Here is a 14,351-nt window from a genome sequence, read left to right on the forward strand (position 1 = left end):
GTCCTTTTTTACGCTAATAGGAAAGAATAAATTTTTTCAAATTTATACTTTCCTAACGCATAAATTCAACTACGCCTCTGTCTTCGTCCTAACGGACTCGCCAATCGGCGAGTTTTCATTTATTTTCATACAATTCCGGTAATGGTAAACTATAGAAAAGGGAAGGAGAGGAAACATGCAATCATTAAAAATTGGTACTGTTACTTTGACTTGGGTTTCAGGCGGGGTTACGAATTTGGATGGCGGGGCCATGTTTGGTGTGGTACCAAAACCGTTGTGGTCAAGAAAATACCCGGCGAATGAGAACAACCAAATTGAATTACCAACAGATCCAATCTTAATTCAATTTGATGGAAAAAATCTGCTTCTAGAGTCAGGACTTGGCAGCGGCAAGTTGACTGAAAAGCAATTAAGGAACTTTGGCGTCACAAAGGAATCCGAACTTGATGCCTCTTTAGAAAAAATAGGCCTAACTCCGAAAGACATCGATTATGTGTTAATGACCCATCTTCACTTTGATCATGCTGGCGGATTGACTAAGCTTGTCAACGGGGAGTACGTATCAACATTCCCAAATGCCCAGATTATAGCATCGAAAATAGAATGGGATGAAATGAGACAACCCAATATTCGTTCAAAAAATACATACTGGAAGGAAAATTGGGAGGCGGTGCAAACGCAGGTTGTTACCTTTGAGGAGACGTGGAGCTTTGGGCCGATTCAAATGTTTCACACCGGAGGGCATAGTAACGGGCATTCAATCCTTATAATTGAGGATGGAGGCGAAACAGCCATTCACATGGCTGACTTAATGGCTACCCACGCCCATCAAAATACTCTGTGGGTAATGGCCTATGATGATTATCCAATGGACTCCATCCGGGCGAAGGAAAAATGGCTTCCATATGCACTCGAGAAAAATGCCTGGTTTACCTTTTACCATGATGCCTTTTACCGGGCTGTTAAGTGGGGGCCGGATCATAAAATAGCGGAAAGCATTAAAAGGGAAGTTTAAAGCTTAATGAAAAATAGCCGTATCATTAAGATGCGGCTATTTTTCATTAAGACACCAAGTTCTCAGATAGCTTGCGGATATCCAAAATCGTTCCGGTTAAGGCATCGGCAATAAATTCATATTGTTCGTTGATTCCATCATTGTTTTTTGAAATACCGCCCTTATAAACTTGATATTGCACCTGATGCTGTTCATAAGGCTCCACTTTCATATGTATCCACGACCCATTGATTGGTCCGTTTTGTTTAAATTGTTCCTTCACATGCTCTAACACCTTTTCAGGTGAGACCTTGGTTTTTTGAGAAATAATCTGTTTCGCCGCATATCCCCCAACCATACCAACCGATACTCCGATAAAAAAAGACTTCCAGTTCATCACAAAGCCCCCTTTTCTTCAAAAAAATCCCATAATTTTTTCTCCTTTCAGTATATCGTATTTTAAAATAAGAAGATAATAATACCTATAGAAAAATGAAATATTGGAAAGCTGTTTATAACTTCTGTAAAATAAAAATGATACATAGTATGAGATAAAAAGACTAAAGGAGTTTTCTACATATGAATGAACAAACCTTGAAGCTTTTTCAAACCTTAACCGAGCTGCCTGGGGCTCCCGGCAATGAACATTTAGTCCGCAAATTTATGAAAGAACAGCTTTCGCAATATGCCGATGAAATAGTTCAGGATAAGCTTGGCAGTGTTTTCGGCGTGAAAAGAGGGAATGAAGCCGGCCCGACAATTATGGTCGCAGGGCATATGGATGAAGTTGGTTTTATGGTTACGGCCATCACCGAGAATGGAATGATCCGTTTCCAGACGCTTGGCGGTTGGTGGAGCCAGGTACTTCTCGCACAGCGCGTCCAAGTCATGACAAAAAACGGCCCGGTCATCGGTGTGGTAGGATCCATCCCGCCGCATCTGTTGGATGAATCAAAGAAAAACAAACCGATGGAAATTAAGAATATGCTGATTGATATTGGGGCGGATAACCGTGAAGATGCTGAAAGAATCGGCATTAAGCCAGGGCAGGCCATCCTGCCGATTTGCCCGTTCACTCCAATGGCAAATGAAAAGAAAATTTTAGCGAAGGCATGGGACAACCGCTATGGCTGCGGTTTGGCGATTGAACTGCTTCAGGAGCTAAAAGATGAAACATTGCCTAATATTCTTTATTCGGGGGCAACGGTCCAAGAGGAAGTAGGCCTGCGCGGTGCTCAGACTGCCTCTAACATGATTAACCCGGATCTCTTCTTTGCGCTTGATGCCAGCCCGGCCAATGATATGACTGGCGATAAAAATGAATTTGGTCAATTGGGCAAGGGAACATTATTGCGTATCCTTGATAAGTCAATGGTAACACACCGCGGGATGAGGGAATTTGTTCTCGATATGGCCGAGACGCACAAGATTCCGTATCAATACTTTGTTTCACAAGGTGGAACAGATGCCGGCCGTGTTCACCTATCAAATGAAGGGGTACCAAGCGCTGTTATCGGAATTTGCTCCCGTTACATCCATACCCACGCTTCCATCGTCCATGTCGATGACTACGCAGCGGCTAAGGAGTTATTGGTTAAGCTAGTAAAGGCATGTGACGAAACAACTGTAGAAACAATTAAATCAAACAGCTAATTTAGCGGGGGCGTGATGTTACATCATGCCTCCTTTGCTGTATTTCTAAAAAGGAGCAACGAGCATGAAAATTATTATTGGATCAAAAAATCCTACCAAAATTACGGCGGTCAAAAATAGCTTCCGACACCTGGAGGCTGAATTTATATCTTTAGACGTACAATCAGGGGTTAGCGAGCAGCCCTTCTCCGATGAAGAAACAATAAAAGGGGCGATCAACAGGGCAAAAGGCGCGCTTGAACAAGGAAATGGCGATATCGGCATCGGCCTTGAGGGAGGCGTCCATGAAACTAGTCACGGACTGTTGCTTTGCAATTGGGGAGCGCTTGCCACCCTCGATATGGAGCCGATTGTAGCTGGCGGCGCAAGATTTTTACTGCCTGAGGAAGTGTCGGTAAGATTAAGGGCTGGTGAAGAGCTTGGCCCAGTTATGGAGGATTACGCGAAAAAGAAAAACGTCAGCAAGCAGGAAGGTGCTGTCGGGGTATTTACGAATGGAATGGTTGATAGGGCTGAGATGTTTACCCATGTCATGAAGCTTTTAGTAGGGCAATTTACCTATCAGCAAAAATTGAAAGTAAAATAAGGTATATTTTTCGACACTATTTTTCGACAAAGTCTTGTCATTTGAATATTCTGGCAGTTATTATGGAGATAGAATATTGTTTTTATAAGGGGGAGAGCAGTCTGAGACTCTTTAAAATCATAACGATCTTCATAATATCGCTGGGATTATTAACTGCATGTGGAAATGCATCATATAAAGAGGAAAGTAAAGCAACTATTAAAACTGTGAATACAACGTTTCATGAAAAGGCAAAAAAGCCTTCGAAGAAAAGTGAAAAAATTCATTTTTACCTTCCGTTCGGATATGAAATTGATGACACCACACCGAATAATATCATTTTAAAAAATGGCTCGAAAACTTATATTTTGTTTGTGAATCCCCAAGAAGGCCCTTCAAGTGAAGTGGTGTATAAAACGACAGTTGAACAGTATAAAAAACTAGATACAAATGAGAAATTTACAAACGATAAAATGTTCGGTTATTTGACCATAAAAAAGCTAAAAGATGATATGAATGAAATGACCGTTGGTGCAGGCGGTGTGAAAATAACCACTCAGGCGAAAACTTCAAGCCTTGAAGAAGAAGCGAAAGCAATGACGCAAATAGTCCATTCGGTTACATACAAATAAAAAAACGAAGGTAATCCCTTCGTTTTTTGTTTGGCATGGTTGGTTAAGATAATAGGGGATGTCCGATTGCATATTATTGGACTGACAAGCGGATGGATTGTTATGATTGAAAAAACATTCTTTCAATACGGGGGTCGTTAATAATGAAACATTTAGAATCCATGGAGCAATTTGAGCAATTGCGTGACCAGGGAAAAACGATTTTTATGTTCTCAGCTAATTGGTGCGGGGACTGCCGGTTTATTGAACCAGTCTTGCCAGAGATTGAGTCCAAATTCACGGAATATACCTTTATCCATGTAGACCGTGATCAATATATCGATTTATGCCAGCAGCTCGATGTTTTCGGGATCCCAAGTTTTATTGCCTTCGAAAACGGTAAAGAACTGGGCCGCTTTGTTAGTAAAGACCGTAAAACACAAGAGGAAATTGAAAAATTTATTACAGGTCTAAAATAATTCAGCACAAGGCTCCATCTCCTTTTGGAGAAGGAGCTTTTTTATCTAAAAAAGAAAACTACTCCTTTTAATATCGGAGGGATATATATGAAAATGGACAGTAAAAAGATGAGGCGAGAACTAGAATCGCGTTTAGATAATGAAGATAGAGTAGTAACCTATGATCGTGATAAGGATCAGCTGCGTATTGAAAGCAAACGAACTGGAAAAGGGATTACGGTTGCTCTAGCAGGGATTGTGGCTAAATGGTACGATGAGAAGGATAAAGCGATCGACGAGGTTGTTTATTATGTGGAAGAAGGGCTTCGGGCCATGGAGGAAACAGTCCAGTTAACCGACCATGAGAAAAAAATCTTTCCGGTTATCCGCTCTACCTCTTTTCCGAAGGAAGCTGAAGAAGGGGTTCCTTTCCTGACTGACGACCATACTGCGGAAACAAAAATCTATTATGCCTATGATATGGGGAAAACCTACCGCTTAATTGATTCTCGGATTATGCAAAAAGAGGGATGGAACCCTTCAAGAATTAAGGAGATTGCCCTGTTTAATGCGAGATCGCTTTCTACAAATGTGAAGGAAGATCAAGTGGCGGGAAACATCTTTTATTTTCTAAATACCAATGATGGCTACGATGCCAGCAGGATATTAAATAAGGGATTCCTGTCCGATATGGAGAAGCGGATTACCGGGACAATGGTAGTGGCCGTTCCCCATCAGGATGTCTTAATTATCGCGGATATCCGAAATGACAGAGGCTATGATGTGATGGCACAAATGGCGATGAGCTTTTTCGCAAGCGGCCGCGTACCTATCACCGCCTTGTCGTTTTTATATGAAAATGGAGAATTAGAGCCGATATTTATTTTAGGAAAAAATAAATAAAAGACTGGGATCACTTGATGAAGGTGATCCTGTTTGTCTAGCTCCAGCGCCTAGGGGCTCGGGGTCATAAGCCAATCCGTCAAGAAGGCTAAAAAGCAGCCTTCTCGCAGGCTCGTCTTATGCCTGTCGCCCCTGTTCAAGGCGCTTCCGCTTTTCTTTTTTCTGTGTCTCAAGAACGAAATTTCATATATTTTAGCTGTTTCTAAAGAATAGTGTCGAAAAAATAAAAAATGCTGATAAAATAGAGTGACAAGAAGTGAAATAGAAAGAGTGATAGTTTTGAGCTGGATCCAAAACTTTTTTCAAAAATTAAAAAAAGATGAGGAAGGGGAATTTGACAAGCACCCCTTACATAATGATAAATCGGAAGTTCCTACATTTGCTTTTCAAAGTGAGAGCACTAAGGATTTGGATGCAAGAGTTTCTTATCAATACCCAAAAAACAAATTAAAGGCACCCTTACCGTTGGAATCAATAAAACCCCTAGAAGGAAAGCGGAAGAAAAAGAAAATTGGAAGAGAGAAAGAGAATCTGCCACATTCGGTTAAAGAACGGCAAAAAGTAATTCAAAAAGAACCAATTAAGGCGAAAATAGAACCGTTAAAAAAAGCCCGGGGGCCGTTTCACCCAACCGAAATTCCTTCCCCAGTATTTGGGTTCAATCGGCCGAGAAAAACAGACTCGGTAGTTGAACATGAATTATGTCATTTTTTCGAGGAAGAAAAATTAAGCCCGCCCGCTCCGCTGCTGACGGAAGAAAATCCCACAATGACAATATCAAATTTTGTCCATAAGAGTTTGGAGACAGAAACTGAAATTAAAGAGAATGTGGCCCTTGATGAAATCACTCCAGTGGACAATACATACTCCGAAGAGACAGATAACAGCTCTGTTCTGATTGAAGATGTTCAAGAACCTGAAGGCAAGGTTGGTGAACTGCTACTTCGTATCGAGGAATCCACGATACCACTAGGTGTTGAAGATAACCAGAGCGATGAATCCAAACTACCACTTCGTATTGAAGATAACCAAAACGAGGAATCCGAATTACCACTTCGTATCGAAGAGGACCAATTCGAGGAATCTGAACCTCCTAAGCCTAAGCGTTCTCATCTTCCTTTCAACGTCATGATGTTAAAGCAGGATCGGGAAAAATGGGAAGTAAAGAAAAGAAGACTCGACGAAGAACGGCAAAAGCAGGCTTTAATTGCCGCTTCTCAACAAGCGCAAGTCGTGGAAAACAACAGCCTGCTTAAAGTGAAAGAGAAACCGCAACAGCAGGAATCAATTAATACACAGCAAAAAGAAATAATCGTTGAAACCAATAGCCGTCATGAAGAGCAAAATGACCACCATATCCAAGAGATTGCCGCAGCAGGCGAATATCAATTCCCAATGGCGGATTTGCTCAATCCCCCGGTTTCTGAAATCATCGATACAAAATGGATGCTTTATCAAGAGGAATTGCTAAACCAAACCTTGCAAAACTTTAATGTTGGCGCAAATGTGGTAAATGTAACGCAAGGTCCGTCTGTTACCCGTTTTGAAGTACAGCCTGAACCTGGTGTCAAAGTGAACAAGATTACCAATCTAAGTGATGATATCAAATTAAGCCTTGCTGCCAGGGATATCCGGATCGAAGCACCAATTCCGGGGAAACACACGATTGGAATTGAAGTGCCGAACCAACAATCAAGGCCGGTGAGAATCAGCGAAATTATCGGCAGCGGTGTTTTCAGTGATACAGCATCCCCGTTAACGGTGGTGCTTGGCCTCGATATTGCCGGCAAGCCGATTGTGACAGATTTAAAGAAAATGCCCCACGGTCTGATTGCTGGGGCAACAGGATCCGGAAAAAGCGTCTGCATTAATTCAATTTTAGTTAGCTTATTATATAAAGCCAGTCCTGAAGATGTTAAGCTCATGCTAATTGACCCGAAAATGGTGGAGCTTGCACCATATAATCGGATTCCTCACCTAGTCAGCCCGGTTATTACCGATGTTAAGGCAGCAACCGCTGCGTTAAAATGGGCTGTCGATGAAATGGAAAGACGCTATGAGCTATTTGCCCATACCGGCGTCCGCGATATCAGCCGCTTTAATGAACTGGCTATGGAGCATAAAAGATATTCCGACAAGCTTCCATATATTGTAATTATTATTGATGAGCTGGCCGATTTAATGATGATGTCACCGGCGGATGTAGAGGAAGCCATTTGCCGGATCGCCCAAAAGGCAAGAGCGTGCGGTATCCATTTAATTATCGCAACGCAACGGCCGTCTGTGGATGTCATCACTGGTTTAATAAAAGCAAACGTCCCGACAAGAATTGCCTTTTCGGTCTCATCCCAAGTGGATTCGCGTACAATCATTGATATCAGCGGTGCTGAAAAATTGCTTGGCCGCGGCGATATGCTCTTTTTGGAAAATGGCTCATCAAAGCCGGTCCGCTTGCAGGGCACATTTGTAACCGATGAAGAAATTGATGTGGTTGTCGCCCATGTTAGAGAACAGCGCGAGCCGGAATATTTATTTGTGCAGGAAGAACTTTTAAAAAAGGCCCAAATAACGGAGGAGGAGGACGAGTTGTTTTATGATGCCTGTGAATTTATCATCGAACAAGGAGCAGCCTCAACCTCCAGCCTGCAGCGCCGCTTTAAAATTGGCTATAACCGGGCTGCACGCTTAATGGATATGCTGGAGCAGCAGGGTTATATTTCAGGTGCAAACGGAAGCAAGCCGCGGGAAGTGTTAATCAACGAAGCGGATTTGGAATCTATCCAGGATGCAAGTCTAAATATGTAAATATAGACAAATAATAAATGAAAACTCACCGATTGGCGAGTCCGAGAGGACGAAGACAGAGGTGTAGTTGAATTTATGCGTTCAGAATTTACGATAGTAAATTCTGATTAGCGAAATGAAAACTCACCGATTGGCGAGTCCGAGAGGACGAAGACAGAGGTGTAGTTGATTTATGCGTTCAAATTTACAACAGTAAATTCTGATTAGCGAATAGTACCATTGGAGCAATTCGGGTTCGAAAATAGTTTTTACGGATAAACAGTGATATAATAATGAAATATGTTCAGGAAAAGCAGGTGTGTAATTCTCCCTGCTTTTTCAGATTAGCAAATACAGACAGATGTCATATACTGTTCTACAGATAGACGTTGGTTGGAGGTTCTTCTATGACAATTTACCATTTTGTCGGTATAAAGGGGTCTGGTATGAGCGCACTTGCACAAGTGCTCCACGATATGAAATTTCAGGTCCAAGGCTCCGATGTCGAAAAGCGCTTTTTTACACAACTGGCCCTTGAACAATCGGGGATTAAAATACTCCCGTTCCAAAAAGAAAATATCGAGCCAGGGATGACAATCATTGCCGGGAACGCATTTCCTGATACGCATGAGGAAATTCAAGAGGCCATGAAACTAGGGCTTCCTATTATACGTTACCATCGCTTTTTAGGCGACTTTATGCAAAATTTCACCAGCATAGCCATCACAGGTGCCCATGGCAAAACATCCACCACGGGTCTGCTTTCGCATGTAATCGCAGGCGCGAAGCCTACTTCCTTTTTAATTGGTGACGGTACCGGTAAAGGAGAAGAAGGTGCGGAGTATTTTGTTTTTGAAGCATGTGAGTATAGACGGCATTTTCTTTCCTATTTCCCTGATTATGCCATAATGACCAATATTGACTTTGATCATCCTGATTATTTTGCCAATATCGATGATGTTTTTTCGGCTTTTCAGGAGTTGGCCTTCCAAGTGAAAAAAGGGATATTTGCTTATGGTGATGATGAGCAGCTTCAAAAAATTCAGGCTAAGGTTCCTGTCTTGTTTTATGGATTTGCGGAGGAAAATGATTATCAGGCCGCAAATATTGTGAAAACGACAGAAGGAACAAGCTTTGATGTATTTATTCGCAATACGTATTATGACACCTTTTCCATTCCAACATTCGGTGACCATAGTGTTCTAAATGCTCTAGCTGTCATTGGCGTTTGCCATTATGAAGATATTAATGTGGAAGTAGTGAAAGAACTTTTAACGACCTTCCAGGGAGTTAAGCGAAGATTTACGGAAAAAAGGATGGGCAGCCAAATTTTAATTGACGATTATGCCCACCATCCGACAGAAATCAAAGCAACCATCGATGCAGCCATGCAAAAATATCCTGATCGTGAAATTGTTGCCGTATTCCAGCCGCATACCTTTACAAGGACGCAGGCCTTTTTAGAAGATTTTGCTGAGAGCCTAAGGCTGGCGGATAAAACTTATTTGTGTGAAATTTTTGGGTCAGCTCGTGAAAAACAAGGAAAGCTTTCTATTCACGACCTTGAGGAAAAAATTCCTGGTGCTGAAATTCTCACTGAAGAGACCACATACTTATTAGGGAACCATGATAATAGTGTCATCCTCTTTATGGGGGCTGGAGACATTCAGAAATTCCAGGAATCTTATGAAAAACAAATTGCTAAATAAGAAAAGGATTCCGCCAAGTGCGGCATCCTTTTTTCATATCAATAATATAAGGAATTTTTTTTAACAAATTGCAGGAAAACAAGACAAATCACTGGAAGTAGTATAAGATATGAACGAGGTTTAAACCATAGTTTGAACGGTAATACATAATTAATAGGATATATCGGAGGTTTTATGATGATCTTGATTTTATACATAAGCGTAGCCTTGATTGCAGTAGCTTTTTTAGTGCTGGTTTTCTTTTTATCAGCGACACTTAAATCCCTGAAAATTACCCTTACGAGTGTTTCGGACACTTTAAAGGGACTGGAAAAACAAGTTGAAGGTGTCACAAGTGAAACAACACAGCTCTTACAAAAAACAAATGCCCTTGCCGAAGATTTGAAAGATAAATCAGTGCGCTTAAATAGTGTCGTCGATTCTGTTAAAGAGGTTGGAACCTCAGTCAGGAAATTTAATGGAACCTTAAAGAATATTACGAACACGATTGATGAGCAAGTCGAAGAGAGCAAGGAAAAAGTTTCGCAAATTATTCAGTGGAGCAATGTATTTTTTGAATTAAAAGACATGTGGCAGGCTCGTAAGGAAGCCAAAAATGAAGAAACCATTTATGAAAGGCAAAAGGAACGTTCACATTAAAAAAGAGGAGTGAAGGGATTATGACAAAAAGAGAGTATGAATCACGTGAAACCAATCAAGTTCGAAGCGACGAATCTGGCAGCAGCAGTTTTCTGCTGGGCGTTATCGTTGGCGGTCTGGCGGGTGCTGCAGCGGCGCTGCTCTTAGGTACAAAAAAAGGCCAGGAATTTCGCCACACACTTTCTGACCAAACGGGATCTCTTCTCGAAAAATCTTCACCGCTAAGGGAAAATGTAAAATCCAAAACTATCTCACTTACCCAGGGGCTTGCCCAGCAATCCTCTAATCTAATGAATAAAGTGAAAGGGAAAACAGATACCACTTTTGAGCAGCATGAGGATTCCGAAACCACCTATATTTCGATTCAAGGTTCAAACGAAAAAACGGCATCAACAAAAGCTTCAGCAAACAGCGATGAAATTCGAAAAAAATTAGAGGAAGCTCAAAAAGCACTAGAGGAAGAAGAAAGCAAGGTTAGGATTTAAAAGGAATATAAGTCATACAGTTTGTGAAACATTACGGTGAAGTGTTAAAATTACTTCACCGTTTATTATTATCTGGAGGTAAAATTATGCTAAAAAAAATTGATTCAATTGAAGAGTTTACGGAATTACTAAATAACGAAAATTCATTTTATCTATTAAAGCACAGCTTAACTTGCCCAATCAGCCAAGCAGCCTACAAAGAATACGAAAAATTTTCGAATGAACATGAAAATATCCCAACTTACTACTTGGCAGTTCAAGATTCCCGCCCATTATCAAACGAAATCGCTGAACAATTTCAAATTAAGCACGAATCTCCACAAGCCATTCTTTTTGCTGATGGGAAACCATCGTGGAATGCTTCACACTGGAAAATAACGAATCGTTCTTTGGCACAAGCTATTCCCGTTCAGGAGTAAAAATAGTTACATATTGCCACATAACAGTCACCTTTTTTCAAAAAACACATATATTACTTTAATATATATCAAAAAACACTTTAACACTTAAAAGCTTAAAAGCGTTTAATCATTAAAGAAAAAAGTGATGACAAAGAAATTTATTTCGGCTATAATAACCCTAATTATAAAAAAGTTTATAATTTTTAAAAATCTTTGATTGTGAGGCAGTAAACTTAATCCTATTTAAAAAAGATAACTTTACTTAGGAATAAATGCCGACAAAAGAAAGGACGGGGACGATAAGATGGGCAATAATGAATTAGATCAGTTAAGAGACCGTGTAGATGAGTTAAACTTGGAATTGTTGAGGTTAATAAATGAAAGAGCTCGACTCGTCCAAGAGATCGGGCAGGTAAAAGGAAGTCAAGGCGTTTTCCGCTTCGATCCAGTCCGTGAAAGAATGATGCTTGATAAAATTAAAGAGAATAATGATGGTCCATTTGAAAATTCTACAATTGATCACCTGTTTAAGGAAATTTTCAAAGCGGGGCTTGACCTCCAAAAGGACGACCATAAGAAAGCTTTGTTAGTTTCCAGAAAGAAACAGCCGGAAAATACAATCGTAGACTTAAAAGGCGAAAAAATTGGCGATGGCAAGCAGCATTTTGTCTTCGGTCCATGTGCGGTTGAATCCTATGAGCAGGTGGCAACTGTTGCTAAAGCTATGAAGGAAAAAGGCTTAAAGCTTTTGCGCGGTGGTGCTTACAAGCCAAGAACGTCTCCATATGATTTCCAAGGATTAGGTGTAGAAGGACTGAAAATATTAAAACGTGTTGCAAATGAATTTGATATGGCCGTCATTAGTGAAATTGTCAGTCCTGCCGATATTGAAATGGCTATTGATTACATCGATGTCATCCAAATTGGTGCACGTAATATGCAAAACTTCGAATTATTAAAGGCTGCTGGTGCAGTGAATAAACCTGTTCTATTAAAGAGAGGGTTAGCTGCAACCATCGAGGAATTCATCAATGCTGCCGAATATATCATGGCGCAAGGAAATGGACAAATTATCCTTTGCGAGCGTGGAATTCGGACCTATGAGAAGGCAACTAGAAATACCTTAGACATTTCCGCTGTTCCTATCTTAAAGCAAGAAACACATTTACCGGTTATGGTAGATGTTACTCACTCAACTGGAAGAAGAGATTTACTGCTTCCATGCGCCAAAGCTGCAATTGCAATTGGGGCAGACGGCGTTATGGCTGAAGTACACCCAGACCCTGCTGTAGCACTTTCTGATGCACAGCAGCAAATGAACCTTGAGCAATTTGATCACTTCTACAATGAACTCCTTGCATCCAACTTTGTAAGAGTATAATAAACAAGAACCTTCTGCCATGATAGCAGGAGGTTTTTTCCTGCTTTAAAAAAAATATTGACAATATAATTGCGGCTTTTTTCTTCTTGTCGTATCATAAGTACATACTTAAAGATTGTTTACTTTATCACATAAGCAATAATGACTAGATTTTAGCTAAATGCTATAAAATAAAGAAAACAATGTACGTTTTAGGAGAGTGTTACAAGTGAATAATATTACAATTTATGACGTAGCTCGTGAAGCGAATGTTTCCATGGCCACAGTATCCCGCGTTGTTAACGGGAATCCTAATGTAAAGCCGGTTACACGGAAAAAGGTCCAAGAGGTAATCGAAAGATTGGGATACCGTCCAAATGCGGTTGCCAGAGGATTGGCAAGTAAGAAAACAACTACAGTAGGAGTTATCATCCCTGATATCTCCAATATCTTCTTTGCAGAGCTTGCACGCGGGATTGAAGATATTGCCACCATGTATAAGTACAATATTATCTTAAGTAATTCAGATCAAAACAAAGAAAAGGAACTACATTTATTTAACACAATGTTAGGTAAACAGGTAGACGGGATTGTCTTCATGGGAGGACATATTACTCCTGAGCATGTCGATGAGTTTGAAAGGTCTCCAGTTCCAGTTGTGCTAGCGGGGTCTATCGAAGAATCTGAAAAAATTCCTTCTGTTAACATTGATTATGAACAGGCTGCCTACGATTCTGTAAAAGAGTTTATCGGTAGAGGGCATAAACATATTGCTTTTGTTATTGGACCGCTTTATGAACCGGATATCACTGTTAAAAAGCTAAATGGCTATAAGAGAGCCTTAGAAGATGCGAATATTCCTTTTAATGAAGAGTTAATTATTGAAGGAGATTATACGTACGATTCCGGAATTGAAGCATTTGAAAAAATGCTGGAACTATCTGAAAAACCAACGGCCATTTTGGTTGGTGCGGATGAAATGGCACTTGGCGTCGTCCATGGTGCTGAGGATAAGGGCTACAGTATTCCAGAGGATTTTGAGGTTATTACTTCTGACAATACGAGACTGTCGCTGATGGTCCGTCCGCAGCTTACGACGATTGTTCAACCTCTTTATGATATTGGGGCTGTTGCAATGCGCTTGTTAACTAAATTAATGAACAAAGAAAAAGTAAGTGAACAAAAAGTGGTTCTTCCACATCGAATTGAACATCGTCAATCCACAAGGGAATAATAAAAAGGCGGTTAAATATCCGCCTTTTTTATTTTGTCTAAACCCTGCTAACAGGCCTGTTGATTTCCGCTCCAGGCACTCGCTTTCCGCCGGGAGTCCTTGGAGCCTCCTCGGCGCTACGGCGCCTGCGGGGTCTCCAGTGACCTCTAAATCCCGCAGGAGTCGATTGCCCTCCGCTCCAATCAACAGGGAGGCAACTAACCTAAAGTATTGCAACACACATTTTCTACCCCTGCTAAAGTGTGCCGCTTTATAAGGACATTTCCATTGGAAGTGTCCGAACCAGTGCAACCTTCGGACAAAATCGCTTGAAAAAGAGGTGGAAGTGTCCGAACCAGTGCAACCTTCGGACAAAATTGCTTGAAAAAGAGGCGGAAGTGTCCGAACCTGCGCAACCTTCGGACAAAATCGCTTGAAAAAGAGGTGGAAGTGTCCGAACCAGTGCAACCTTCGGACAAAATTGCTTGAAAAAGAGGCGGAAATGTCCGAACCCTGCGAAAAATCGAATCGGCCTGGGTGCAAATTGACAAAACATGTTAAAAGGGCTTTATTATT

14 protein-coding genes are annotated in these 14,351 nt (G+C 40.9%); 13 read left to right on the forward strand and 1 reads right to left on the reverse strand.

From position 1 onward, the window contains the following. Positions 1–175 precede the first annotated feature (175 nt). Positions 176–1,015, forward strand: a complete 840-nt coding sequence (locus ACNQGS_RS05040; protein WP_491486398.1) for a YtnP family quorum-quenching lactonase — start codon at positions 176–178, stop codon at positions 1,013–1,015. 46 nt (positions 1,016–1,061) lie between these two features. Here the strand turns inward: ACNQGS_RS05040 and ACNQGS_RS05045 are convergent, their stop codons facing one another. Further along, entirely contained in the window at positions 1,062–1,391 is a 330-nt protein-coding gene (locus tag ACNQGS_RS05045) for a PepSY domain-containing protein (protein ID WP_491486399.1), read from the reverse strand. Positions 1,392–1,573: 182 nt separating this feature from the next. On the opposite strand from ACNQGS_RS05045, the gene ACNQGS_RS05050 reads away from it, so the two are divergent. From ACNQGS_RS05050 to ccpA, 12 genes are all read left to right on the forward strand, one after another. Then, a complete protein-coding gene (locus ACNQGS_RS05050) occupies positions 1,574–2,647 on the forward strand; it encodes a M42 family metallopeptidase (protein WP_491486400.1) in 1,074 nt (357 codons plus the stop codon). Positions 2,648–2,711: 64 nt separating this feature from the next. Further along, entirely contained in the window at positions 2,712–3,233 is a 522-nt protein-coding gene (locus tag ACNQGS_RS05055; RefSeq protein WP_491486401.1) for a DUF84 family protein, read from the forward strand. 206 nt (positions 3,234–3,439) lie between these two features. Next, entirely contained in the window at positions 3,440–3,844 is a 405-nt protein-coding gene (locus tag ACNQGS_RS05060) for a hypothetical protein (RefSeq protein WP_491486402.1), read from the forward strand. Positions 3,845–3,987: 143 nt separating this feature from the next. Then, entirely contained in the window at positions 3,988–4,302 is a 315-nt protein-coding gene (locus tag ACNQGS_RS05065; RefSeq protein WP_213119873.1) for a thioredoxin family protein, read from the forward strand. Between the two features lie 93 nt (positions 4,303–4,395). Then, a complete protein-coding gene (locus ACNQGS_RS05070) occupies positions 4,396–5,184 on the forward strand; it encodes a DUF1444 domain-containing protein (RefSeq protein WP_491486469.1) in 789 nt (262 codons plus the stop codon). A gap of 279 nt (positions 5,185–5,463) precedes the next feature. Further along, positions 5,464–7,989, forward strand: a complete 2,526-nt coding sequence (locus ACNQGS_RS05075; protein ID WP_491486403.1) for a DNA translocase FtsK — start codon at positions 5,464–5,466, stop codon at positions 7,987–7,989. Positions 7,990–8,375: 386 nt separating this feature from the next. Continuing rightward, positions 8,376–9,677: a UDP-N-acetylmuramate--L-alanine ligase gene (gene murC, locus ACNQGS_RS05080; protein ID WP_213144581.1), complete on the forward strand. Its 1,302-nt coding sequence runs from the start codon at positions 8,376–8,378 to the stop codon at positions 9,675–9,677. Positions 9,678–9,854: 177 nt separating this feature from the next. Beyond that, positions 9,855–10,316: a DUF948 domain-containing protein gene (locus ACNQGS_RS05085; protein WP_491486404.1), complete on the forward strand. Its 462-nt coding sequence runs from the start codon at positions 9,855–9,857 to the stop codon at positions 10,314–10,316. Between the two features lie 20 nt (positions 10,317–10,336). Continuing rightward, on the forward strand, positions 10,337–10,801 hold the full coding sequence (locus ACNQGS_RS05090; protein WP_491486405.1) for a YtxH domain-containing protein: 465 nt from the start codon (positions 10,337–10,339) through the stop codon (positions 10,799–10,801). A gap of 86 nt (positions 10,802–10,887) precedes the next feature. Beyond that, positions 10,888–11,220 (forward strand): bacillithiol system redox-active protein YtxJ, encoded by a 333-nt coding sequence (ytxJ, locus tag ACNQGS_RS05095; protein ID WP_213144583.1) that lies wholly within the window; start codon positions 10,888–10,890, stop codon positions 11,218–11,220. 286 nt (positions 11,221–11,506) lie between these two features. Continuing rightward, complete coding sequence (locus ACNQGS_RS05100) at positions 11,507–12,583, forward strand: bifunctional 3-deoxy-7-phosphoheptulonate synthase/chorismate mutase (RefSeq protein WP_213144584.1); 1,077 nt, start codon at positions 11,507–11,509, stop codon at positions 12,581–12,583. Positions 12,584–12,791: 208 nt separating this feature from the next. Further along, positions 12,792–13,796, forward strand: a complete 1,005-nt coding sequence (gene ccpA, locus ACNQGS_RS05105) for a catabolite control protein A (protein ID WP_213144585.1) — start codon at positions 12,792–12,794, stop codon at positions 13,794–13,796. Positions 13,797–14,351: the final 555 nt, after the last annotated feature.

The sequence above is a fragment of the Neobacillus sp. PVCKKU3 genome, assembly GCF_058323225.1.